The following is a 23,409-nucleotide window of genomic DNA, read 5'->3' on the forward strand; positions in this document are numbered from 1 at the left end:
CCAACCACGCTATCCGGCGGGGCTGAAAACTGTTCGACCTAAGGCTGAACGTTCATCATTTTCGTACGTTTGCGCCATCCTTGGAGTTCTGTACTGCTCATTCCTCCATGCTATTCATCGGGAGAAGGTATGCTTAGGTTGGAATAACTCAGTAAATCAGAGGAGTTTGTATGAGCATCCGTGTAGCTATAGCGGGCGTGGGCAACTGCGCTTCCTCGCTGGTACAGGGAGTCGAGTATTACAAGGACGCCAAGGATGATGACAAAATCCCCGGCATCATGCACGCCAATTTCGGTGGCTACCGCATTCGTGACGTGGAGTTCGTGACCGCCTTCGATGTGGATTCACTCAAGGTCGGCAAGGACCTGAGCGAGGCTATCTTCGCCTCGCAAAACAACACCTACAAGTTCTGCGACGTCCCCAACAAGGGCGTGGAGGTCCTGCGCGGGCCGACCGGCGACGGACTGGGCGAGTACTACAAGAAGATGATCACCGAGTCGGATGCCGAGCCCGTGGATGTGGCCCAGGTCCTGCGCGACAAGAAGGTCGATGTGCTGGTCTCCTACCTGCCCGTCGGCTCTGAGCAGGCCGACAAGGCCTATGCCACCGCCGCCATCGAGGCCGGGTGCGCCTTCGTCAACTGCCTGCCTGTCTTCATCGCCTCCGACCCCGAATGGGCTCAGAAGTTCCGCGATGCCGGCCTGCCCATCGTGGGTGATGACATCAAGAGCCAGGTGGGCGCCACCATTACCCACAGGGTCATGGCCCGCCTCTTCGAGGATCGCGGCGTGCGTCTGGACCGCACCTACCAGCTGAACGTCGGCGGCAACATGGACTTCATGAACATGCTGCAGCGTACTCGTCTGGAGTCCAAGAAGGTTTCCAAGACCCGTGCAGTCACCTCCATCGTTCCCCACGACATGGATCCCCACAACGTCCACATCGGCCCTTCCGACTATGTGGCCTGGCTGGATGACCGCAAGTTCGCCTTTGTGCGTCTGGAGGGCACCACCTTTGGTGACGTCCCGCTGAATCTGGAGTACAAGCTGGAGGTCTGGGATTCGCCCAACTCGGCTGGCATCGTCATCGATGCCCTGCGCGCCGCCAAGATCGCCCTGGACCGCCACCTGGCCGGCCCGGTGCTGGCACCCAGCTCCTACTTCATGAAGTCGCCCGCTGTCCAGCATGAGGACAACGAGGCCCGTCAGCTGGTCGAGGATTACATCGCCGGCAAGGTGGAGGGTGACGAGAGCGCCCTGGATGCCGATGTCAAGGCCGCAAAGGAGAACGGCAAGGACGTCTGGCACGCCTGAGTAGAACACCCCAGTCGGGTGCTGTCGTGCGCCTGATATAAGCATGTGGCCGACCTCTTTCGGGGGATCGGCCACATGCTGTTTATATGTTTGGTTTGTTTATATAGCTGGATCGTAGATTTGAGTCGGCGGACCTCAGACAAAGTGCCCAGCCCGCCGATCGCTGCTGCTGATTCTCAGACCATGGCCAGGTCAAGCACATTCACTGAGGCCGGGTCCAGACGGACTGTAATTTCACGTCCTTCGGGGATGTCCGAGACATCGACCTGGCGAGCCCTGACCTGGTCCGGGTCGGATCGGGTATTGCAGACATGTGGATCCTGTGCAGAAAGGCTTTGCATGCCCGCAGGACGCACAGGCTCGGGCAGGGTCAGCGTCGCTTCGGTGGCTGAGGCCATGTCGGCGTTGACCAGATCCACCATGATGTGTCCGTCCTTGACCGAGGCAAAGACGTGCAGGGACGGGTTGTCGGCCTCCGGCAGGCTCTGGACCGCCCGGGCTCCCTGGTGGCACCGGTACATCATGAAGACGTCGTAGTTGGGGGTCAGGATGGTGGCATCGTCCTCGGTCAGGATCAACGAGTTGAGGACGTTCAGGGTCTGGGCATTGCAGGCCATGGACACCTTGTCGCATCTGGATTGAAGGATATCCAGCGTCAGAGCCGAGGTGACCGCGTCGCGCATGGTCACCTGCTGCCGGAGCGCCGGACGGGCCGTGAAGGCATCGCCATGCCAGTTGCCCCATTCGCCCATGACCAGGTCGACCCTTGTCAGCCTGGAATCCATGCTGCTCTCAGGGTGGGGCATGGTGGCCAGGCAGGCCTGCATCAGATCCCACTGCTGGTCGATGACCTCACCGAGTTCAAGGGCGCCTTGAATCACCCGATCCCAGCCGTCCTGATCAAACTGAGTGGAAGTGTCGTCGGGGTGGTCGATGTTCCAGTTGTAGAAGTGTAGGTCGTAGGCGGCGATGGGCGGTTGGCGGTACTGGGCCAAAGCCTGGAAGAAGTCCCTGGTCCAGCGCACCCGTTCCATAGGCTTGTTTCCGTCTGGGCCGCAGGCGATGGGCCGGATCATCGGGGGCTGGTCCCCGTTCTCGGCGAAGGTGGGCATGGCCGAGGCGAACATCCGATAGCGGTCCGCGTACATGGACGGGGTCATCGTCCCCCCGCCGGCCCAGGGCTCGTTCCCCAGACCCCAGAATTTCACGCCATAGGGGGAGGGGTGGCCGTTGGAGGCCCGCATGGCCGACATGGCCGTGCCCGATGGACGGTTGCAGTACTCCATCCAGTCGCGCATCTCAGCCACGGATCCGCTCAGCATGTTCACGTTGATCCAGGGTTCGGCGCCAATGGCCTGGCACAGGCGGAGGAACTCGTCGGTGCCGAAACCATGCCCGTCAGGTTGGTAGGTACCGAAGTTCTCGTTGTATCCCACCGGACGCTGATTGCGGGGCCCGACCCCCTGACGCCAGTGGTAGGTGTCGGCATAGCAGCCGCCGGGCCAGCGTAGCAGGGGAGGCTTCAGAGCTTTCAGGGCCTTGAGGGCGTCCGTGCGGATGCCGTCGGTGTTGGGGATGGTGGAATCCGTGCCCACCCATAGTCCCTGATCGATGCACTCGCCGAGGAATTCGATGAACTGGCCGTGCAGGTAGGGGCTGATGGTGCCGGTGGTCAGGCGCGGGTCGATATGGATGCTCACTGTTCGGACTCCTTACTTGATGGTGCGGATGCGGCTGATGAAGATGCAGGCCAGCAGCACCAGGACGATGGCGGTGGGGAAGACCAGCTGGTAGGACTTGGTCACCGAGACGATCAGCGAGGTCACCATGGGCCCCACCATCTGGCCCAGGGTGGTGGCGATGTTGAGGATGCCCAGATCCTTGCCGGCCTCCTCGGCATTGGGCAGAACGTCAACGTTGAGTGCCTGGTCGACCGACCCGTACATTCCGTAGCCGAAGCCGCCGATGGCGGTGAACAGAATCATGCCCAGGGGGCTGTGGATGATCCAAGGCATGGCATAGCCCAGGGCCAGAAGCAGGCTGGCGATGACCACGGGCATCTTCCTGCGGCCGATCCTGTCGGAGATCGGGCCTGCTCCCAGGGCCGCGATCATGGAGACCACGATCAGCACCAGGGACATGGTCGACATGGTGGCCGCCGAGTCCTTGACGGACTGGCCCATATAGTCCTGAAGGATGAAGAGCTGGTAGTTGAGGATCATATAGTAGCTGAACAGGAGCAGGGAACGTCCTACAAAGGCCATCCAGAAGTCGGGCGCGTGGCGGGGCGGGCGGAAGGATTCCAGGATGGAGCGCAGGCTGCTGCTCAAAGCGGGCATGTCCTTTGAGGAGGGCTCCTTGGGCCAGATGACCACTGTGACCAGTCCGGCCACGCCCATGACTATGCCGGACATGATCCAGCCTGGGATTTGCATGGTGATAAAGCGGGCGCCGACCAGGGTGCCCAGGGAGTTGCCCACCAGGTTGCCTGCCGATATGAATGCCGACATGGTGGCCCGCTGTGATTCGGGAACGCGGTCGGACAGGGAGGCGACCACTGGCGAGATCATCATGTTCAGGCCGACCATGGCCAGGCAGTAGAAGATGCCGATGGCCCAGACATTGGCGATGACTCCCATGAGGAAGAGCGAGATACCGGCCAGTACACCGCCGGAAACAACCCAGGGGGTTCTGCGGCCGAAGACGGAACGGGTCCTGTCGGACAGGTTGCCCACGATCAGGTTGGATACCAGGGATGTCAGAGCCGTGGTGGCGTTGAAGACCCCGGATATGGCCACCTTGGACCCCGGAGCGATGTCGGTCAGGCGTTGGGGTAGCAGGACCGAGGCGACGATGGACAGGGCCATCATCCAGAACAGATTGAAAATGAAGAAGGCCATGCAGTATCGGCTTTTAGCTGCGGTACCGAGCTCCTGCCCGCCTGCTGAATCGGCTTGTGTCATTATCCGACTCCCTCTCTTTCGGTGCGTCTGTGCACAGTGGGGAAGCGCCGTGCTTCCCATATTGTTTTATATCTTATAAATATAAAATAAGCAAGAGGGCAAGTCTTTGCGGGCGGTTCCCATCATGGGAACGGGGCAGAGAAAGGGGCTATGCACGGCCTAGGACGGTCTGTCGGCCAACGGTATGATGATTCTGATGAGTGATGCGAACAGGAAGACCGGTAGCAAGGTGGGCGGAGATCAGGTTGGACGCCTTCCGGGCCGCCCGATTGGCGCCCGCCAGCGGATGGCCCCCGATGAACGCCGCAGACAGATAGCCCAGGTCGCCGCCCAGATGATCGCCTACTACGGCACCTATGGTGTCTCCATGCAGGCCATTGCGGATGCCGTCGGTCTGACCTTGCCGGGACTGCGTCATTACGTCCGCACGCGCGAGGAGCTGCTCTCCCTGGTCATCCAGGTCTACTACGACCAGGGTTCCTTCACCTTTGGATCCAAGCCTGGTGAGCGCGATGAGCTTGCCATTGGTCGAGATCGGGAGGGGCATCCCCTCTATTCGCTGCCGGGTTATCTGCGTCGTCTGATCAAGGAGAACGCCGAGCGTATGGTCCTGGTCATGCTCTTCATGCATTTGGCTGTGGAGGCTCATGATCCGGCTCATCCCGCACACGAATACTACCGTGATCGTCATGCCCGGATGATCGACTTTATGGACGGAATCCGTTGGAAGCTGCCTGAGCCCTATCGGGATCGGTCGGCCTTCCATCGGTTGATTAGAACCGTTTATTGCACCATGGATGGGGTGCAGATCCAGGCGCTGACCAATCCCGACGACGACATGATCGCCCTGTGGACAAAGGCGGAACCCATTCTCTTCCCGTCACCCCAGTGGGATGATTGCCGCTAGAGGGTCGACAGGAATCGGGTTCTGTTTCAGTCCTTGGCGGGGCCTACCAGGGGAGCGATCCTCTTGTCCCAGGCATCCAGGGCCGAGTTGATGACCTGGTGCATGTCGTAGTAAGCGTAGGTGCCCAGGCGGCCGCCGAAGATCACCTTTGGCTGCTGGGCTGCCAGTTGCTTGTACTGGGTGTAGAGGGCCCGGTCGTCGCTGGTGTTGATGGGGTAGTAGGGCTCATCGCCCTTGCCGGCGAAGCGGCTGTACTCCTCCCAGACCACGGTGCGCTCATGGTTCTGCCGGTCGTAGCGTTCGGGGTTGAAGTTCTTGAACTCGATGGCGCGGGTGTAGGGCACGTCAGGATCGGAGAAGTTCATGACCGGGCAGCCGAAGTGGTCGTCCTCGTCGTAGCGGCGCTCCTTGAAGTCCACGGTCCGCCACTTGAGCTCGCCCAGACGGTAGTCGAAGTAGCGGTCGACCGGGCCGGTGTAGACCACGGGGACCTGTCCCACCAGAGCATCCCGGTTCCAGGGCTGGGAGTTGTCGAAGAAGTCGGTCTTCAGGCTCACCTGGATGCGCGGGTCGTCGATCATCCGCTCGAACCAGGCGGTGTAGCCGTCCTTGGGCAGGCCCTCCCAGGTGTCCTTGAAGTAGTGGTTGTCGTAGTTGAACCGCACCGGGAGCCGCTTGATGATTGAGGCGGGTAGCTGGGAGGGGTCGGTCTGCCACTGCTTGGCCGTGTAGTTCTTGATGAAGGCCTCGTACAGGGGGCGGCCAATCAGGCTGATCCCCTGGTCGTTCAGGTTACCCGGGTCGGTCCCGGCCAGCTCGCCGGCTTGCTCCCGGATCAGTTCCCGGGCCTGCTGGGGGGTGTAGTGGGCGTGGAAGAACTGATTGATGGTGCCCAGGTTGATGGGTAGGGGGTAGACCTCGCCCTTGTGGGTGGTGTAAACCCGGTGGGTGTAGTCGGTGAATTCGGTGAAGCGATTGACGTACTCCCAGACCTTGCGGTTGGAGGTGTGGAAGAGGTGGGCTCCATACTTATGGATTTCGGCCCCAGTCTCCTCGTCCATGTAGGAGTAGGCATTGCCGCCGATGTGGTCGCGCACGTCGATGATCCGTACCCGGGCCCCGCTGTGCTCGACCGCCTGCTGGGCCACGGTCAGACCGAACAGGCCAGCGCCCACAATCACCAAATCAGCATCCATGTCAGCCATTCGTCTTAAGCCATCCATCCCTCGTCGCTGTGATGCCGGGCTAGCTATTATCTATTGCCAGGTTCCGGCATGATCCGTGATCAGCCGCTGGAGTACGGCGATCCTGTTGCCTACATGCTAGCGGACAGATCTGGTCAGGGAAGCTGCGGGCGGCAATGTCGACCGAATACGCACCTGGCATGGATGGGTTGGCGCTTTTCAGTGGACAAGTGGAGCCTGTCTGCTATCATAGTGACTTGCTCTCACGTGGCGTTATGTCACCCAATCCCCCCAGGGCAGGAATGCAGCAAGGGTAAGTGGCCTCTGGCGGGTGCGTGGGAGTTTTCCATGTGTGTCCTGCCCGAGCTGGCTGGAGTCGTGAAAACAACGCGTTAGTCGGACGGGGTGTCGGCTGTCGACCCAGGGGTTGGATAGAGTCTTGAGGTATGACCAACAAGCACAAGCAGGGCGAAGCACAGCAGACCTGGTACCGGAGCCCGAATGAGCAGACCGAAGAGGATGGCAGTCATGTTGACCGGGATCCCCTGACTTCTCGCCCACGGATTTCAGCCCTGGTCCTGTGCCTGGTCGCCGGCCTGGCCTGCCTGGGTCTGTCGGCTTTGGTTTGGTGGGCGGCCGTCTGGACTGTGCCCGGGCAGACCTATGACGACATGGCCCTGACCAACTTCCGAGGTTTCCTTGACCAGGCGCCCCTGGTCAAAGCCTACCTGGGACTGTTCACCATCCCTTATGTGACTGTGGTGATCTGCGTGGTGCTGGGTCTTGTAGCCCTGGCGGTAGTTTTGGCCCGCCGCCGGTGGTGGCTGCTTGGCCAGGTCGCGGTTTATGCTCTGGTGGTTTACGGGGCTGCGCGCATTCTCAAACGCTTCCTGCCTCGCCCTGTGCTGATCCATGCCCAGGCCTCCGCAGCCAACTCGGCTCCATCCGGACACACCATCCTGGCTCTGGCGGTGGTCCTGGCCCTGCTCTGTGTGGTGCCGCGTGTTTGGAGGGCTCCGGTCGCCTTGGTGGGGTTCGCCTTTGACCTGTCCGTGGGCTGCTCCCTGGTCCAGGGCGGCTGGCACCGCCCCTCAGACGTAATCATGGGCATTCTTATTCCGGTTGGTCTCTGTCTTATTGCTCTGGCCGCCACTCGAGGCACCGGGATGGATGTTCCTGGGACCAGAATGTCCTCGGCTTCGATCCAGATTGTCTCCACACTGATGTTGGTTGCGGGGTTCCTGGGGGTTCTCTACGCCTGCTATGTTATCTGGCAGGTCAGTCCTGGTCTGGAGATTGGAGCCCGGTGGACGGCCTATGGGGTGCACTGCTCGGCTGTCATAATGATGGCCTCGGTTCTGTCACTGACCTTGGGACTGGTTCTGGCGATGAGGCAGATTACGGCCTCGCCTTTGACCAGGATGGGCCTTGTCGGTCGGCCTCCGGCTCCGCCCCAAAATGACTGAGGTTGATTTTTGGCGTACTGAACGCGTCTGATTTATTCACCATCAAACTCGGGGATCCACACCCGCGCACATAGCCCCTTGATTTGCATGGTGACGGAACCTCGTGAGTAAGATGGCGTGCGAAAGAACACAATATAAGGAGAGGCCATGGCATCCGGCAATAAGCTCGTCATTGTTGAGTCGCCAACCAAGGCAAAGAAGATCGGCGGGTACCTGGGCAAGGGCTACACGGTCATGGCTTCAGTGGGCCATATCCGCGACCTGGCTCAGCCGTCGCAGATCCCGGCCTCCCAGAAGAAGGCCTACGGCAAGTTCGGCGTAGACGTGAACGATGGCTTCAAGCCCTACTACATTGTGGACGATAAAAAGAAGCACACGGTATCCGAACTCAAGAAGGCGCTGAAGAATGCCGACGAGCTCTACCTGGCCACTGATGAGGATCGTGAGGGGGAGGCCATCGCCTGGCATCTGGTCCAGACCCTTAAACCCAAGGTGCCGGTAAAGCGCATGGTCTTTCATGAGATCACTCCAGAGGCCATCAAGAATTCACTCAAGCACACCAGGGACGTGGATGCCCACATGGTCGACGCCCAGGAGACCCGCAGGGTGCTGGATCGGCTCTATGGCTACGAGCTTTCGCCGGTGCTCTGGCGCAAGGTGGGTCCGGGGCTGAGTGCCGGGCGTGTCCAGTCTGTGGCGACTCGGCTGATTGTGGAGCGCGAGCGTGAGCGCATGGCCTTTGTCAAGGCCTCCTACTGGGATCTGCTGGCGCATTTGGTGCAGAAGGATGCCAAGGAATCGGCGTCGTCGAGTGGTTTTCAGGCGCGCATGATCAGCCTGGGGGAGCAGCGGCTGGCGGTCTCCAAGGACTTCACATCCAAGGGTCAGCTGACGCAGGCTGCTGCCAAGGAGCAGGTCCTGCAGCTGGATGAACAGCATGCCCGGAGCCTGGCAGAGGCTTTGAAAGATCAGGACTTCACGGTGACGGGTATGGAGACCAAGCCCTATCGGCGGCGTCCCCAGCCCCCATTCACCACGTCTACCCTGCAGCAGACGGCTGGCAACCGGCTGGGCATGAGTTCCAGGGCTACCATGCGCGCTGCCCAGGGGCTCTATGAGAACGGGTTCATCACCTACATGCGTACCGATTCGGTCACCCTCTCCCAGGAAGCCATCGCAGCTGCCCGCAAGGGGGTCGAGCGTGAGTACGGTGCCGAATATCTTTCGGCCAAGTCCAAGCAGTATGTGACCAAGACCGCCGGCGCCCAGGAGGCCCACGAGTGCATCCGGCCCGCCGGTTCCACCTTCCACAGGCCCCAGGAGCTGGCCGACCGCCTGGCCCCTGATCAGCTTAAGCTCTACACCCTGATTTGGCGGCGAACCCTGGCTTCACAGATGGCCGACGCCACCGGGTCCACAGCCACTATCCGCCTGTCGGCGCAGGCGGGCAGGGAGGGTACGGCCCTCTTCCAGGCTTCAGGCACTGTCATCAAGTTCCCCGGTTTCCTCAAGGCTGTGGGTTCTGGCTCTGAGCAGAGCGATGAGGATTCATCCCTGCCTCCAGTCCAGAAGGGGGATGTGCTTCGCGCCGCCTCCGTAGAGCCTGAGGGACATGAAACCCAGCCGCCTGCACGCTACACCGAGGCCTCCCTGGTCAAGACCCTGGAGGCCAAGGAGATCGGCAGACCTTCCACTTATGCCAGCATTATTTCGACCATCATCGATCGTGGATACGTTTACGAGCGCGGTCGTGCCCTGATCCCATCCTGGCTGGCCTTTTCGGTGGTCAGATTGTTGGAGACCAACTTCCCCAAATACGTGGACTACCAATTCACGGCGCAGATGGAGAACGGCCTGGATATGATCGCCCATGGTAAGGAGCGAGGCAAGGACTGGCTGACTAGGTTCTACTTCGGCTCGGGCCCTGGTGCCGCTCAGAACGCTGACCAGGCTCATCAGGGCTTGCAGGAGCAGGTGGCCCAGCTGGGAGACATCGACGCCCGCAAGATCAACACCATCGAGATAGGGGATGGTCTGCAGGTGAGGGTCGGCCGCTATGGTCCCTATCTTGAAGATACGGCTAACCTGGATGCCGACGGAAACCCTAAGCGTGCTTCGTTGCCGCCCACTATGGCCCCGGACGAGCTGACTGTGGCGGCGGGCCATGAGCTGATTGCAGCCAACGCCGGCGGTCCCCGTCAGCTGGGCAAGGATCCACAGACCGGCGGTCGCGTCGAGGTGCGCAAGGGCAGATTCGGGCCCTATGTGGCTCTGATCAGCCCTGAGGAGGAAACGGCCGAGCAGAAAAAGCCGTCCGGCAAGACTGCACGCACGGCCAAACAGACTGCTCCTAAGCCCAAGATGGCATCGCTCTTCAAGACCATGGATCCGGATACGGTCACCCTGGAGGATGCTCTGAAACTGCTCAGCCTACCTAGGACGGTTGGGAGCATCGAACTGACTGATGCCAAGACGGGAGAAACCAGCCAGGCCACTGTCACGGCCAGCAACGGCCGTTATGGCCCCTATCTGACGGCCACCAAGGCCGATGGCGGCACCGAGACGCGTTCGTTGACCGACGAGGGGCAGATTTTCTCTATCGACCAGGCCGGGGCTAAGGCCCTCTTTGACCAGCCCAAGTACGGGCGGCGTTCCCGGAGCGCGGCCAAGCCTCCTCTTCGTGAGCTGGGTACGGACCCTGACAGCGGCAAACCCGTCACCATCAAAGACGGGTTCTATGGTGTCTATATCACCGACGGACAGACCAACAGGACCCTGCCCAAGCAGTACACGGCCCAGTCCATCGAGCCGGAGGTGGCCTTCCGCCTGCTGGCGGAGAAGCGCGCGGCCGGACCTGCTAAGCGGCGCGGCCGGACCACCAGCAAGTCGACCGCGCGAAAGTCGACTGCCCGCAAGTCGGGGTCCAGCAAATCCACGGCTGGCAAGTCGACCACTCGCGCCCGCAAAACCACAAAGAAGACTAAAACTACCAAGACTTCCAAAACTAGGGAGCATCAGGCATGAGCGATGGTTTGTTCATTTCCTTCGAGGGCGTGGATGGTGCAGGCAAAACCACCCAGGTCCAACAAGCACACAACTATCTGCAGGAGCGTGGCCTGCGATCCCTGGTTACCCGCGAGCCAGGGGGCACCCCTGTCGGATTGACCATCCGGGAACTCGTCCTTCACGGTTTGGCCGCCTTTCCCTCGGTCGCCGTGACCGGGGGTACCGACGTGGTTGACTCTTCCGACGATTTGGCCCCCAGGACCGAGGCCCTGCTCTATGCGGCGGATCGGGCCGAGCATGTGGCCCAGGTGGTGCGCCCGGCTCTGGAGCGAGGAGACATTGTGCTTTGTGACCGCTACCTGGACTCCTCAGTGGCCTATCAGGCCGGAGGCCGTGATCTGTCGGCGGATGTGATTCGTCGGCTGAGCCTGTGGGCCAGTCAGGGCCTTATGCCCAAGCGCACCTACCTGCTGGACGCGGATCCGTCTCAGTCCGAGTCGCGTCTGGATCATGAACCCGATCGGCTGGAGTCGGCTGGCGACGACTTTCAGCAGCATGTGCGTCAGGCATTCCTGCAGTTGGCTCAGAATGAGCCCGACCGGTTCCTGGTTATCGATGCCACCCAATCCATCGACCAGGTCTGGCAGATCATCCAGGACGATTTGGACAAGTTGGTCGAAGGGCGTGAGCTGGATTTGCCTCAGGTCGATGATGACAATGACGAGGCTGACGCCCATGACGATGCCGACGAGGATGAATCGACGGCAGGCTATGAGGACGATGAGCAGGATGCCGAGTCGGATTGGACCGAGGCTATGGATACGCCCGATCAGGCACCGGAGGCTGATGCCGACCAGGACGACCAGGACATGGAGGCAGCGACAGTCGGTGGGGATGCTGACGACGATTCGGTTCCTGTAGGTTCCCGCGCTCGGCGGCTGCTCCGGTCCCGACTCCTGCGGAAGACCCGATGAGCGTCTGGGATGCCATTGTGGGCCAGCAGCCCACGGTCGAGCTACTCAAGCGGACGGTGGCCGCTCAGGCGCAGGGTCATGACGAGGTGGCGCAGTCCTGGCTGATCTGCGGCCCGCCTGGATCAGGGCGTTCCAATCTGGCCCGGGCTTTCGCGGCAGCCCTGATCAGCCCGGATCAGGGATTGAGCGACCAGCCCACCCGCGTCACTCAGCAGGTTCTGGCCGGAACCCATCCGGATGTGACCATACTGTCCACCAACAAGGTCACCATCGGCATCAACGAGGTCAGGGAGCTGATCATGACCTCGGAGCAGATGCCTTCAACCTCGCCTTGGCGGGTCATCATCATCGAAGACGTGGACCGGATGCTGGAGCGGACCACCAATGTGCTGCTCAAGGAGATCGAGGAGCCTGCCGAGCATACAATCTGGCTTCTGTGCGCACCAAGCGCCCAGGACGTGCTGCCCACCATCCGCTCACGGACCAGAGTGCTCAACCTGGCGGTGCCATCCAACACCGCAGTGGCTGATTTCCTGACTGGCCAGGTGGGAGTGGACCGGCCCCTGGCCGCAAAGGCCGCCCGTCTGGCCCAGGGGCACATCGGCATCGCCCGTCTCTACGCCACCAGGGATCAGGTCCTGGCAGACCGTGATGAGCTGGTGGTGGGTCTGCTGGGCCTGCGGCGCGCTTCGGATGCCGTGATCCTGGCTGGCCGGGTGGTGGATGCGGCCCGGGACCAGGCCACCGCCACCGTGGACGATGAGGTGGCCAGGGACGAGCGGGAGTTTCGGCAGATCAACGGGCTTAGGGACAAAGAACGTATTCCCCGGCAGCTGCGTGGGGCCTATCATGCCCTGGGCGGCAAGGATCAGGTTCGCCGTCGGGTCACCAGACTGACTCGGGATGTGCTGGACCGTAACCTAAGCACCCTGGCCAGCGTCTATCGAGATGTGGGCGTCCTGCAGAACGGCGCTGAGGAGAAGGCTGGCCTGGTCAATTTGGAGAACCGGGCGGCAATTGCTGATCTGTCCGTCAGGCTCTCCAGGCAGGGGGCCATTGAACGCATCCAGCTGATTGCCCGGGCTCGCAGGAGGCTGGCTGCCAACGGTTCGCCGCTCCTGGTCTTTGAGGCCCTCTTCTGCACTCTGCTGGTCTGAGTATGAACTTGACCTCGTCGGCCGGGCGGGCGAGAATCGAACCATGAGGATTATCACTGATTTCGGCACTATTCCCGATCGGTACGCCAAGCGCGCCCCTCAGTCCCTTACCCGAAAGGGACGTCCTGTAGTCTCCTTCCCCTTCCGACTCGAGGATGTGCCCCGGGAGGCCCACTACCTGCACTGGATGCTGGTGGATCCTGACTCCGTGCCCGTGTGTGGCTTCCCCTGGATTCACTGGTCCCTGGCAAACCTGCCCATCGAGGCTTTGCTCGCCTTGCAGCCTGAGGGGACCGGAAGCTCTGTTCTGGCGATTCCCGAAGACTTCTCCAGGAATCTGTCTAATCTGATTCCCGGCGTGCCCCAAGGGCGCACCTCGGCAGCCTCACCCCTGGTCATGGAGGAGGAGATCGCTGACGACCCCGCCGTGCTTATGCGTTACAATGGTCCTACGCCTCCGGACCGGGTTCATGACTATGTGCTGTCGGTCTGGGCCACACAAGAGGCTCTGCCGGGTCTGGAGGAGGGGTTCTGGCTGAATGCCCTGGCCCATGCCATCCATTCCGCCCAGCCTGTGGCTGCAGCGGCTCGTGCCTGGCTGCCTGCCGATGCATGAGAATTTGATTTAGCGCACATCCTCTGATAATGGGACTGATATTGGGGTTGTCTGGCACTAGAGTGAGGCCATGCCCCAAGTGCGCAGACGGCCGTCATCCCTGTCTACACACGCAGTCGGGTGGACAGGGGTCCCCCGACCTCTGGGCTGGTGATGACAGTTGACCGCGACCAGATAAAAGGAAGACGTTTACATGCCCTGCACCACGCTTCTGATAGGCAAGCACGCCAGTTACGACGGGTCCACCATCATCGCTCGGAATGAGGATTCAGCCAACGGGGAGTTCCGTCCCAAGCGTTTCGTCCTGGTCACTCCCGACCAGCAGCCCCGACACTACCGCAGCGTGATCAGCCACCTGGAGATTGATCTGCCCAAGGATCCCATGCGTTACACCTCGGTGCCCAACGCCGTGCTCGATCAGGGGCTCTGGGCCGAGGCGGGCGTCAACAGCGACAATGTGGCCATGTCGGCCACCGAGACCATCACTACCAACGAGCGCGTTCTGGGTGCCGATCCGCTGGTTGAGCTCACTCCTGCACAGGGCCGTCCCGGCGATGAGGGCTACCTGGCCGAGGTGCCCGGAGGCATCGGCGAGGAGGATCTGGTCACCATCGTCCTGCCCTATATCCACTCGGCACGGGAGGGTGTCCAGCGGTTGGGCTCCCTGCTGGAGCGCTACGGCACCTATGAGATGAACGGCATCGCCTTCAGCGACGTGGATGAGATTTGGTGGATGGAGACCGTGGGCGGCCACCATTGGATAGCCAAGCGGGTGCCCGATGACTCCTATGTGACCATGCCCAACCAGCTGGGCATCGACGAGTTCGATCTGGACGACGCTTTCGGGGATCAAACCGACCACCTCTGCTCGGCCGACCTGCGGGAGTTCATTGCCGACAACCACCTGAACCTGGCTGTGGAGACAGCTTCGCCCTTCAATCCCCGCGATGCCTTTGGCTCCCATAGCGATTCAGACCATGTATACAACACGCCTCGCGCCTGGTACATGCAGCGTTTCCTCAATCCCTATGACGAGATCTGGGATGGGCCGGATGCCGATCATGCTCCCACCAGCGACAACATCCCCTGGTGCCGCCAGCCCGAGCGTCTGATTACCGTGGAGGATGTCAAATACTTGCTCAGCTCCCACTATCAGGGCACTCCCTACGATCCTTATGGGCGGACCGGCGACGAGCACACCAAGGGGCTCTACCGCCCTATCGGCATCAACCGCAACGACCAGCTGGCCCTGATCCAGCTGCGCCCCTACCGGCCTGAATCCTGCCGGGCCATCCAGTGGATGTCCTACGGGTCCAACGCTTTCAATGCCCTGGTTCCCTTCTATGCCAATGTGGAACGGACGCCTGATTATCTCGCTAACGCTACGGATCGTGTCTCCACCGACAGTCTCTACTGGTCCGATCGGTTGATTGCTGCACTGTGCGACTCGGCTTTCGCTGGCACTTCAGCTGCAGTCGAACGCTACCAGCAGAGCGTTGGAGGCGAGGGCCATCGTCTGATCGCCGCTGCGGATGAACAGGTGGCCAGGCTGGAGGGCGCCGACAAGGGCACGGATAACCCCGAGGTCCGCCAGGTGCTGGAGGCTGCCAATCAGGACATGGCCGACCGTCTGCGCAAGGAGACCGACGACCTGCTGAGCCAGGTGCTCTATACGGTCAGCATGGGCATGCGCAACGGTTATCACCTGTCCGACAACTGAGCCATCCGATCGACAAGGATCATAAAGGAGGAGAGCCTCATGACGGGCTTCGACGATTACGTCAGGCCGTACGGCCTGTTTGACAAGATCGACGCCTTCGGCTACCTGAAGGATCTGCAGGATCATCCGGATATGCCGCGCAAGCATGGCCGGGTGCTGCTGGTTACCGCAGACACCCCGCTCAAGGCATCGCGTGGCGAGGGCAAGACCACCACCACCATCGCTCTGATTGACGCCCTGCGCGCCCGGGGAGTGGACGCCGCCGCCGTCCTGCGTCAGCCCAGCATGGGCATTACCGCTGCCGGGTCCAAGGGTGGCGCCTCCGGTGGCGGCAAGTCCTCCCTGACCCATCCTGAGCTGGTGGACTGGGGACTGTGCGGGGAGATGGCGGCCATCGAATCCGCCCAGAACCTGCTGGTTTCCTTTGCGGAGAAGGCTGTGGACGAGGGCCGGTTGGACACCGTCCTGGTGCCCCGCGTCAGCGAGGTGCCCTCACGGTCCTTGCGGCAGATCACCGTGGACCGAGGCAAGGGCGACCTGCCTGAGCGGACCGTGCTCACTCCCACCTGTGAGCTCATGCAGATTGTGGTGCTCTCCCGGAGCATGGAGGAGATCGAACGGCGTGTGGCCGCCATGATCGCAGGGACCTTGGATGGCCGTCCGGTCACCTTCGGTGAATTTGTGGACCTTTGGCGTATCACCGGCATTCTGACAGACGCGGTCAAGCCAGCCTTCACTCAGACCTTGGAGGGCTCTCCGGTCTATGTGCATGGCGGGCCATTCGCCAACGTTTCCATCGGTATCCCCAGCCTGGTGTCCGTGGAGATGGCCTGCGCCAGGCACGATGTGGTCGTCGTCGAGGCAGGCTACGGAGCCGATGCCGGCGCCCAGAAGTGGCTGGACATCGCCGCACGCGAGTATGGGGCCCAGTGGCCGGCCGCAGCCGTGGTCGTCACCCGTGCCACCACCTGGCGGGACGATCCCAAGCTGAGTTGGCGCTACCCCTTCCATGTGCACCGTCTGGAGGGACTGGGCATCCCCACCTTCCCGCTGATCAACCTCTGGGAGGGCGAGGACGACCAGGTGGATTCCCTGCGTCAGACCGCCGACGGCCTGGGCTTCCGCAGGCCCATCGCAGGCAACCTCTTCCGTGACGGGGGCAAGGCCCTCGAGCCTCAGCTGGACGATCTGATCAAGGCCCTGCAGGAGCCCGTGAACGCCCAGGAGGATACAGCCAGCCTGCATGATATGTCCGTGCCGGATCGGATTCGCTGGATCGCCCAGAGCGCCTATGGTGTGCCGGCTGATCGGGTGGTTGAGCGTGAGGGCTTCCAGGACAGCCTCCAAGCGGCCTCCGACCTCTGCAACAAGGCAGGCATCTCCCTCGACGATTTGGTGGTGGTGGCGGTCAAATCACCGGCTACCATGACCGACGACGACCGGGCCGACCAGGACAAGCGCACGGTCACTCTGAAGAAAGTCGAGGCCCATACTGGCGCCGGCCTCCTGCAGGTGAACCTGACCACTTCCCTGACCACGCCCATGCCCAAGATCGTCTGAGCAACCTATGCATGGATTCGACAGGTCTGTGACGCGCCGTGTTGCGGGCCTGCCGAAACCGTGTATAGTATCTACTTGGCTCTTGAAAGTGCCCTGCCCCTATAGCTCAGTTGGCTAGAGCAGCTGACTCTTAATCAGCGTGTCCGGGGTTCGAGCCCCCGTGGGGGCACAGAGTCAAAGCCCAGCAGTCGCAATGGTTGCTGGGCTTCTTCATACCCTGGCAATATTCGAAGAATCCAAAATGTATGCTAAATGTATACCAAATAGCATCAGGGGAATTCTGGCACTCCCGGCCTAGGATGAGACCTTGTCGAAGCGGGACACTTTGGGGTCTGCCGATTAAACGATTGCTGAGTTCCCCGCCTTGTTTGTCTGCCGCCCTTCACCTACACGGCGGTGGTCGTGAGGTATCTTGATGATGGCAGAAGAGTAGGGAGCCTGCTCTCTGGCGCAGGCATAAGGGGGCTGGCGTTGACGTATGTGACCATTCGTGATGTGGCTGAGCGGGCCGGGGTATCACCTACCACGGTCTCGCAGATCCTGCACGGCAAAGGCCGCTTTTCGCGCAAGACCAGAGACTTTGTGCTGAGCATGGTCAAGTCCATGGGCTACGTGCCTGATTCACGGGCCCGAGCCATGCGCTCTGATCCGGTCAAGACCGTGGGGCTGTTGGTGCCGGACTTGCGCAACGCCTATTTCGCAGACATGGTTGCCTCCATGGAGGAGGAGCTCTATGCTCGCGGAATTTCGACGCTGATTGGTTCTTTCGGCGAGGATTCGGCTCGACAGGATTCCTTTTTGCGCAACATCATGGGCCAGCGGATCGACGGGGCCATCGTCGTGCCCAAAGGGGTGCCCACCCATGGCATAGAAGATGTAGTCAGGTGGGGGTTGCCCCTGGTCTTTGTGGATCGGCGGGTGCCTGGTCTGACTTCGGTGCCCTACATCGTTTCGGACCCTAGCCAGGGTATACGTCAGGCACTGCAGGCTCTTTTCCGGAAAGGCCATCGCCGGGTCGGCTTCGTCTCGCATTCCTCATTGGCTTCGACCACCCTCTATGAGCGGGAGAGCGCCTTCCGCGAGCTGACTGCCGAGATGATGCCGGACTGTGATTGCCCGGTCGTGGATTGCCAGGGGGAGTATGACTCGCGTGTGGCGGGTCTGGATGTGCTGATGGCTCACCATGTCACGGCTGTCATCTTTGGCTACTCGCCGGATGCCATCACCATGATCGGTCTGATGCAGAGGCGTCGGCTCGTCATAGGTGCGGACATCTCGGTGGTTTCCTTCGATGACATTGAGGTCTTTCGGCTGATGACCCCGCAGGTGTCGGTCATATCCCAACAGGCCCAGGAGATGGGTCGTCGAGGTGTGCGGGAAGTGCTGGAGCTGATCGGGGCCCGTGAGGATGCCGATGATGGTGGCGGGAAGTCTGCTTCGCCACCAGAGGCCGATGTCGGCGGGGATCGGCACATGGTTGCTATTCCCACCATCTTCATTGCCAGGGATTCGGTCGGCCCACTGCACCGCGACTGATGGCGAACCACATACCATACCTGACATTGGACATCCGGTATTGACACGCTGCTGTTGACAGCGATGATTTAACGTTTTATCGTAATCATACGACAGCGATAAAACGTTAAACCAATGGCGTGAACGCTGTACACCGGATGATGATGAAGCGTCGACTTCCCGTGAAATTGCGGGGGAGAGTAATACCGGTCATCAAACCTCACGGTCACGGCGACCGGGCGGTGGGTGACCGCTGATACGGGAATCGATGCTGGCGAGAATGTCGCGCGGCGGCTCGTCTGATTCCGGTTGACGGAAGTTCCGAGAGGAACGGAAACGAGGAAATCAATGGAGAGCCGGAAGAAATCAATTCTATGCGTTGACACGGGTGTGGACGATGCCCTCGCACTTTGCTACGCCCTGTCTCACGAGGATCTTGACCTGATCGGGATCTGTGCCTCCTACGGCATGGCTACTGTCCCCAAGACCTACTCCAACACCAAGCACATTGTGAACAGTCTTGGCAAAGGCGACCAGATTCCGGTTTACATGGGATCTGAAAAGCCATTGCAGCGTGATCGCGAATATTCGGGCACTTTTCATGGCATGGATGGACTGGGCAATCAAAACCTTCCTGATATCAGTAGCGATGCCACTCCAGAAGAGTCAGTCGACTTTATCGTCGACAGCATCAAACGTTACGGGGAAGACCTGCAGATCATCACCACTGGTCCCATGACCGACATGGCCAAGGTGTTGCTGCGATTCCCCGACGGTCCACTTCCTGGTTTCAGCATGGTCAGCATGGCCGGTGCAGCTATAACTCCAGGGAACTGCAATCTTTATTCCGAGGCGAATGTGATGGTTGATCCAGAAGCGGCCAAGATCTGCTTCGAATCGGGAGTACCCATCACCATGGTTGGCTTGGATGTCACCAGGAAGACTCTGCTTACTGGGAAGGAATTGAAGGTCTGGCAGAGTTATGACAGTGAAAGCGCCAAGATTCTCAGTAAGGCCGTGGGGTTTTATCTTGAGGCCTACCGGGTTCACCACCCCTATCTGGCGGGCTGTGCTTTGCATGATCCTCTGGCTGTTGGTGTAGCCATGCATCCTGATCTGGTCACTACCATCCCGATGAACATCACCGTCGTGACTTCTGGGGAAGCCGATGGCGATACCGTGGAGAACCTGGACAAGGTGGCCGAAGAGCCTACCACCAAGGTGGCCCTGAGCGTGGACGGCGAGCGGTTCATGAAAGACTTCTACGCCCACATGGACGCGGTACTTCGCTAGGAAAGGCAATTGAGAGCAATGAACGAGAAATCTACCGACGAGCTTGAGGAGTCGTTGATCCTCAAGGCCATGCCTTTCATGATCTTCATCTGCTTCATGCAGGTCTTCAGCGATAAGATGTTTGGCATCGTTTCGCCTGACATTGCCGGGACTTTCGCTCTTTCCCCGGCTCAGGTGGGTTGGCTGACGACCATAGCATCCCTGGTATTCGGCGTGGGCGGCGCCATCTATTCCACGCTGTCAGACGATGTATCGCCGCGAAAGCTATTCACTGTCGGAACGGCCATGTTCGGCATCGGCTCCATCCTGATGGTAGCCTTCCAGTTCTCTTTCTGGCTGATCATCGCCGCCAGATCGGTGCAGGTAGCAGGCGCTGCAGTTATTCCTGGATGTTTCGTGGTCTTCGTGCGCAAGTATCTGTCTGCCGATAAGCAGGCCAAGTACCTTGGTTTCAATACAGCCATGTATCAGCTGTCAGCTGCCTTGGGTGCGGTGTTCGGCGGATTCGTCAGCAAGTACCTGTCATGGCAGATGACCATGATTGTGCCTGTTATAGTGCTCATCGCCCTGCCGGCCGTTCGCAAATATCTTCCTGACAAGGCCAAGGAGACCGGCAAGCAGCCTGCCGAACGTATGAATGTGGTTTCCATTGTGATCTTTTCGATTGCTTTTGCGTTGATCCTTATGGCCATCAACAAGAACACGATTATGTGGTGGGGCTTGGCGCTTGTATCCGTCGCGGTCTATGTGATCTGCTCCAAGATGGTCAAGAACCCCATCATTGATATCACCCTGTTCAAGGTACCCAAGTTGGTGTCGGGGTCGCTTGTCGGCGCCATTGTCTACGGGGTGCAGATGTCGTTCTTCTTCGTCTTCCCCTTCCTTATCAAGGCCAATTATGATGTGAGCAGCGCGACCGTCGGCATGATGTACCTGCCTGCTAACATCTGTGCATTTCTCTCTGGCATGTCATCAGGATTCATCACCAATAAGATTGGCTCGAAGAAAGGCTTCCAGGTGGGATGCCTGATCATCCTGCTCTCACAGTTGATGTTCGGATTCTGCCTAGGCGGGAACATCATCTTCATGTGGATAGCCCTCGCTCTCTTCGGCGTTGGCTATACGGTTATCTACCCGGCATATAATTCGATTCTGCCGAATTCTCTGCCCAATGATGTTGTTGGTCGGTGCATGGCTGTCAACAATCTGCTCAACCGACTGATCAACACGGCCATGATAGCCGTGGCAGGCGTGCTCATGTCCGGCTCTGGCCTGGCCAAGAAAATCATTCCTGCCATGGGCCACACAGATAAGTCATTCATCTATTCCAATGTCTGCTTCATCTTTGCGGTGGTCATTGTCATTGGCATGGTGTCCTACTACTTCGTCTTCAGGAACGTGAAAGAGGACAAGCAGCAGGCCTGACGAGAATATTGCGAATTCATCGGCATTTCATGACCGGTTCCCTGCTGTCGTTTGGACTGGTGGGGAACCTGGCATGGACCCGTAGCGCCAGGAGAGTATCTCTTGGCGCGGGAAGGAACCATGATGAAACGTGGTTTGCGATATGACTTCTCGCTGCTGGCCCTTCTGCTCATACCAGTAGGCGTCTCGGTCAACGTGGTGGGCTACCAGCTGTCCTCGATTCTGAAATTCCCCATTTTCATAGATCAGATAGGCACCCTCTTTGTATCAATGCTCGGCGGCCCTTGGGTGGGCTTGGTGACGGGACTCATGGGCAATGTGATCAACGGCATGCTCAATCCTGTGGCCTTCCCATACGCATTGGTTGCCATGACTACAGGGTTTGTGGCCGGGCTGCTCTCCCGCTGGCGGTGGTATACGAACATCGTCGGCGCAGTGGCCGCCTGCTTCGTAATCAGCATTGCGGCGGCCGTGGTCAAGGCGCCGGTCACCATAGCTGTCTTCGGCGGGGTCACTGGCGCCGGCAGCGATTTGCTCACGGCAGCCTTGCTGGTGACGGGGACCAGCCTGATCAAGTCGGTTTTTTCGACCAGCATCTTCACTGCTGTGGCCTCCACAGCCATCGACGTCTCGGTCAGCTGGGTGATTCTGCGCAAATTGCCAGACAGGTTTCTGATCAAGTTCAATTACGGATCCCCCTATGTCAGGAAGGTTGCCGCGGCATCATGACTGGTTTCATAGACCGACTGTATCCGTCCTCCAAGGCGGCCATGGTACTACTTGCCATTATTGTCGGCATCTTCACCCCTGGGTACCTTCTGCAATATGCCATGTTCCCGGTTTTCCTGCTGTTGGCGATCATGGCCGGTAACGGCATGAGGTTCTTCAAGGCCTTCCTCTCCTCCGTAGGCACGGTCGTTCTGGTGATCTTCCTGGTCCAGGTCTTCATCGTCCGCTATCCAGACAGCGCGCATATCTGGGCATTTATCGCCTTGTCTCCCACAGGACTGGACAAGAGCCTGGGAATCACTTCCAGGATCGTATCCAGCGCTTCGGCCATCATGTGGTACTTCCAGGTGACCACGCCAAAGGACATGGTCTACGCCATGGAACAGGCGCATCTGCCCAAGAAGGTCACGTTCGTGATCATGTCGACCATTGGCATGGTCCCTCAGGTGATCAACCGTTCCAGGACCATTATGGATGCGCAGAAATCCCGTGGCATCGAGACCGAGGGCAACGCCTGGGCACGGGTGAAGTTCTTCGTGCCCATGTTGGGACCATTGATTTTCTCCCTGATTCAGCAGACCGAGGAACATGCTCTGGCCTTGCAATCCCGTGCTTTCCTGGCGCCTGTTCCCAAGACCTCCCTCTATCGCCTGGACAAACACACGATCGACCGGGTGATTCAGGTGATCTGCCTGCTGCTGTTGATCCTGTTCATCGTATGGAGGGTCTGGAAATGAGTGTCATCAGTCTGGAACATGTGGGATACCGTTATCCTCTGGGCCGTGAGGATGCCGTGCGTGATGTCTCCTTCCAGGTGGAGCAGGGGCAGGTCTGTGCGCTTCTAGGTGCCAACGGGTCGGGGAAGACCACTATCTGCAATCTGATCCGCGGCTTCATACCACGCTTTTATCGGGGAGAGCCGACGGGTCTGGTTCAGCTGGCAGGACGGCCTGTGGAGCAATACGACGACGCGGAACTGACTGAAACCGTCGGCTACTCCTTTCAGAATCCTTTCACGCAGATGTCCGGCGTCAAGGACAATGTGCGGGAGGAGATCGCCTATGCACTGGAGAACCTGGGCATAGAGAGGGATGCGATGGCCGCGCGCGTGGACGACATGATAGAGCTGCTTCATCTGGGCGACATCGCCGATGCCAATCCGCTGGAGCTGTCCGGAGGGCAGCGGCAGCGAGTGGCCATTGCCGCAGTACTGGTGACGGACCCACCCATCGTCGTTTTGGATGAACCCACCTCCCAGCTGGATCCGCAAAGCACCGAGGATGTATTCAACATCATCGCTCTGCTCAAGCGACAGGGCAAGACCGTCATCCTGGTTGAGCACAAGATCGATCTGGTGGCCCGTTACAGTGACCTGGTCATCCTCATGGAAGACGGCCGGGTGGCCATGAGTGGGCCAGCGCGTCGTGTGCTGACCGATCCACAGGTCTTGGATCACGGTGGTCAGTTGCCGGAGGTCACCCGCTTCTTCCTGGAACGCAACCAGAAGCTGGGGTTGAATGATCCCGTGCCGCTTTCGGTCGAGGATGCCATAGAACGCTACGGACGGAAAGGGGGCTGAAG

The 23,409-nt window shown here is 60.0% G+C and carries 17 protein-coding genes, 1 tRNA gene, 1 other RNA gene and 1 pseudogene; 17 read left to right on the forward strand and 3 right to left on the reverse strand.

The window, feature by feature from the left end; translation table 11 throughout:
• Nucleotides 1-170 precede the first annotated feature (170 nt).
• Nucleotides 171-1,313 carry an inositol-3-phosphate synthase gene (locus H3V04_RS07495; protein ID WP_029678243.1) on the forward strand — a complete coding sequence of 381 codons (1,143 nt, stop codon included), beginning with the start codon at nt 171-173 and terminating at the stop codon, nt 1,311-1,313.
• A 176-nt stretch (nt 1,314-1,489) separates the two neighbouring features.
• Here H3V04_RS07495 and H3V04_RS07500 read toward each other — a convergent pair whose 3' ends face one another.
• Together H3V04_RS07500 and H3V04_RS07505 are read right to left on the reverse strand one after the other, a co-directional pair.
• The gene (locus tag H3V04_RS07500) at nt 1,490-3,013 is read right to left on the reverse strand and encodes an alpha-L-arabinofuranosidase C-terminal domain-containing protein (RefSeq protein WP_198187843.1); all 1,524 of its coding nucleotides are present in this window, start codon (nt 3,011-3,013) and stop codon (nt 1,490-1,492) included.
• 12 nt (nt 3,014-3,025) lie between these two features.
• Entirely contained in the window at nt 3,026-4,276 is a 1,251-nt protein-coding gene (locus H3V04_RS07505; protein ID WP_198187844.1) for an MFS transporter, read from the reverse strand.
• 196 nt (nt 4,277-4,472) lie between these two features.
• Here H3V04_RS07505 and H3V04_RS07510 point away from each other — a divergent pair, with 196 nt between their 5' ends.
• Nucleotides 4,473-5,183: a TetR/AcrR family transcriptional regulator gene (locus H3V04_RS07510; protein WP_155804977.1), complete on the forward strand. Its 711-nt coding sequence runs from the start codon at nt 4,473-4,475 to the stop codon at nt 5,181-5,183.
• Nucleotides 5,184-5,209: 26 nt separating this feature from the next.
• Here H3V04_RS07510 and glf read toward each other — a convergent pair whose 3' ends face one another.
• Nucleotides 5,210-6,388 (reverse strand): UDP-galactopyranose mutase, encoded by a 1,179-nt coding sequence (gene glf, locus H3V04_RS07515; protein WP_198187845.1) that lies wholly within the window; start codon nt 6,386-6,388, stop codon nt 5,210-5,212.
• 236 nt (nt 6,389-6,624) lie between these two features.
• On the opposite strand from glf, the gene ffs reads away from it, so the two are divergent.
• From ffs to H3V04_RS07590, 15 genes and pseudogenes are all read left to right on the forward strand, one after another.
• An RNA gene (ffs, locus tag H3V04_RS07520) (signal recognition particle sRNA small type) lies at nt 6,625-6,715 on the forward strand.
• Nucleotides 6,716-6,813: 98 nt separating this feature from the next.
• Entirely contained in the window at nt 6,814-7,833 is a 1,020-nt protein-coding gene (locus tag H3V04_RS07525; RefSeq protein WP_198187846.1) for a phosphatase PAP2 family protein, read from the forward strand.
• 147 nt (nt 7,834-7,980) lie between these two features.
• Complete coding sequence (gene topA / locus H3V04_RS07530; protein ID WP_198187848.1) at nt 7,981-10,857, forward strand: type I DNA topoisomerase; 2,877 nt, start codon at nt 7,981-7,983, stop codon at nt 10,855-10,857.
• A pseudogene (tmk, locus tag H3V04_RS07535) lies at nt 10,854-11,507 on the forward strand (dTMP kinase); the annotation flags it as partial. The gene topA and the pseudogene tmk, both read left to right, overlap by 4 nt.
• A 302-nt stretch (nt 11,508-11,809) precedes the next feature.
• Nucleotides 11,810-12,970, forward strand: coding sequence for a DNA polymerase III subunit delta' (locus H3V04_RS07540; protein WP_198187850.1), 1,161 nt, complete (start codon nt 11,810-11,812; stop codon nt 12,968-12,970).
• 43 nt (nt 12,971-13,013) lie between these two features.
• Nucleotides 13,014-13,586, forward strand: coding sequence for a YbhB/YbcL family Raf kinase inhibitor-like protein (locus H3V04_RS07545; protein WP_198177195.1), 573 nt, complete (start codon nt 13,014-13,016; stop codon nt 13,584-13,586).
• Between the two features lie 193 nt (nt 13,587-13,779).
• Nucleotides 13,780-15,306, forward strand: a complete 1,527-nt coding sequence (locus tag H3V04_RS07550) for a C69 family dipeptidase (protein ID WP_198187852.1) — start codon at nt 13,780-13,782, stop codon at nt 15,304-15,306.
• Nucleotides 15,307-15,345: 39 nt separating this feature from the next.
• The gene (locus H3V04_RS07555; RefSeq protein ID WP_198187854.1) at nt 15,346-16,866 is read left to right on the forward strand and encodes a formate--tetrahydrofolate ligase; all 1,521 of its coding nucleotides are present in this window, start codon (nt 15,346-15,348) and stop codon (nt 16,864-16,866) included.
• A gap of 95 nt (nt 16,867-16,961) precedes the next feature.
• Nucleotides 16,962-17,035, forward strand: a tRNA-Lys gene (locus H3V04_RS07560).
• A gap of 233 nt (nt 17,036-17,268) precedes the next feature.
• The gene (locus tag H3V04_RS07565) at nt 17,269-18,402 is read left to right on the forward strand and encodes a LacI family DNA-binding transcriptional regulator (RefSeq protein ID WP_373564707.1); all 1,134 of its coding nucleotides are present in this window, start codon (nt 17,269-17,271) and stop codon (nt 18,400-18,402) included.
• A 327-nt stretch (nt 18,403-18,729) separates the two neighbouring features.
• Nucleotides 18,730-19,674 carry a nucleoside hydrolase gene (locus H3V04_RS07570; protein ID WP_198187858.1) on the forward strand — a complete coding sequence of 315 codons (945 nt, stop codon included), beginning with the start codon at nt 18,730-18,732 and terminating at the stop codon, nt 19,672-19,674.
• 18 nt (nt 19,675-19,692) lie between these two features.
• Nucleotides 19,693-21,099: an MFS transporter gene (locus tag H3V04_RS07575; RefSeq protein WP_198187860.1), complete on the forward strand. Its 1,407-nt coding sequence runs from the start codon at nt 19,693-19,695 to the stop codon at nt 21,097-21,099.
• Nucleotides 21,100-21,219: 120 nt separating this feature from the next.
• The gene (locus H3V04_RS07580; protein WP_232342626.1) at nt 21,220-21,828 is read left to right on the forward strand and encodes an ECF transporter S component; all 609 of its coding nucleotides are present in this window, start codon (nt 21,220-21,222) and stop codon (nt 21,826-21,828) included.
• On the forward strand, nt 21,825-22,565 hold the full coding sequence (locus tag H3V04_RS07585; RefSeq protein WP_198178357.1) for an energy-coupling factor transporter transmembrane component T: 741 nt from the start codon (nt 21,825-21,827) through the stop codon (nt 22,563-22,565). Before H3V04_RS07580 ends, H3V04_RS07585 begins: the two co-directional genes overlap by 4 nt.
• On the forward strand, nt 22,562-23,407 hold the full coding sequence (locus tag H3V04_RS07590) for an energy-coupling factor ABC transporter ATP-binding protein (protein ID WP_198187864.1): 846 nt from the start codon (nt 22,562-22,564) through the stop codon (nt 23,405-23,407). Before H3V04_RS07585 ends, H3V04_RS07590 begins: the two co-directional genes overlap by 4 nt.
• The last annotated feature ends 2 nt before the right edge of the window (nt 23,408-23,409 follow it).

The sequence above is a fragment of the Bifidobacterium sp. M0353 genome (genome assembly GCF_016100645.1).
Taxonomy (GTDB): Bacteria; Actinomycetota; Actinomycetes; order Actinomycetales; family Bifidobacteriaceae; genus Bombiscardovia; species Bombiscardovia choladohabitans.

What these genes read in the sequence shown, in the direction of transcription:
- H3V04_RS07580 (WP_232342626.1), top strand. Translation starts at nt 21,220, where the DNA reads ATGATGAAACGTGGTTTGCGATATGACTTCTCGCTGCTGGCCCTTCTG.
- H3V04_RS07545 (WP_198177195.1), top strand. Translation starts at nt 13,014, where the DNA reads ATGAGGATTATCACTGATTTCGGCACTATTCCCGATCGGTACGCCAAG.
- H3V04_RS07495 (WP_029678243.1), top strand. Translation starts at nt 171, where the DNA reads ATGAGCATCCGTGTAGCTATAGCGGGCGTGGGCAACTGCGCTTCCTCG.
- H3V04_RS07505 (WP_198187844.1), bottom strand. Translation starts at nt 4,276, where the DNA reads ATGACACAAGCCGATTCAGCAGGCGGGCAGGAGCTCGGTACCGCAGCT.
- H3V04_RS07540 (WP_198187850.1), top strand. Translation starts at nt 11,810, where the DNA reads ATGAGCGTCTGGGATGCCATTGTGGGCCAGCAGCCCACGGTCGAGCTA.
- H3V04_RS07555 (WP_198187854.1), top strand. Translation starts at nt 15,346, where the DNA reads ATGACGGGCTTCGACGATTACGTCAGGCCGTACGGCCTGTTTGACAAG.
- H3V04_RS07510 (WP_155804977.1), top strand. Translation starts at nt 4,473, where the DNA reads ATGAGTGATGCGAACAGGAAGACCGGTAGCAAGGTGGGCGGAGATCAG.
- H3V04_RS07570 (WP_198187858.1), top strand. Translation starts at nt 18,730, where the DNA reads ATGGAGAGCCGGAAGAAATCAATTCTATGCGTTGACACGGGTGTGGAC.
- H3V04_RS07585 (WP_198178357.1), top strand. Translation starts at nt 21,825, where the DNA reads ATGACTGGTTTCATAGACCGACTGTATCCGTCCTCCAAGGCGGCCATG.
- glf (WP_198187845.1), bottom strand. Translation starts at nt 6,388, where the DNA reads ATGGCTGACATGGATGCTGATTTGGTGATTGTGGGCGCTGGCCTGTTC.
- H3V04_RS07590 (WP_198187864.1), top strand. Translation starts at nt 22,562, where the DNA reads ATGAGTGTCATCAGTCTGGAACATGTGGGATACCGTTATCCTCTGGGC.
- H3V04_RS07550 (WP_198187852.1), top strand. Translation starts at nt 13,780, where the DNA reads ATGCCCTGCACCACGCTTCTGATAGGCAAGCACGCCAGTTACGACGGG.
- topA (WP_198187848.1), top strand. Translation starts at nt 7,981, where the DNA reads ATGGCATCCGGCAATAAGCTCGTCATTGTTGAGTCGCCAACCAAGGCA.
- H3V04_RS07525 (WP_198187846.1), top strand. Translation starts at nt 6,814, where the DNA reads ATGACCAACAAGCACAAGCAGGGCGAAGCACAGCAGACCTGGTACCGG.
- H3V04_RS07575 (WP_198187860.1), top strand. Translation starts at nt 19,693, where the DNA reads ATGAACGAGAAATCTACCGACGAGCTTGAGGAGTCGTTGATCCTCAAG.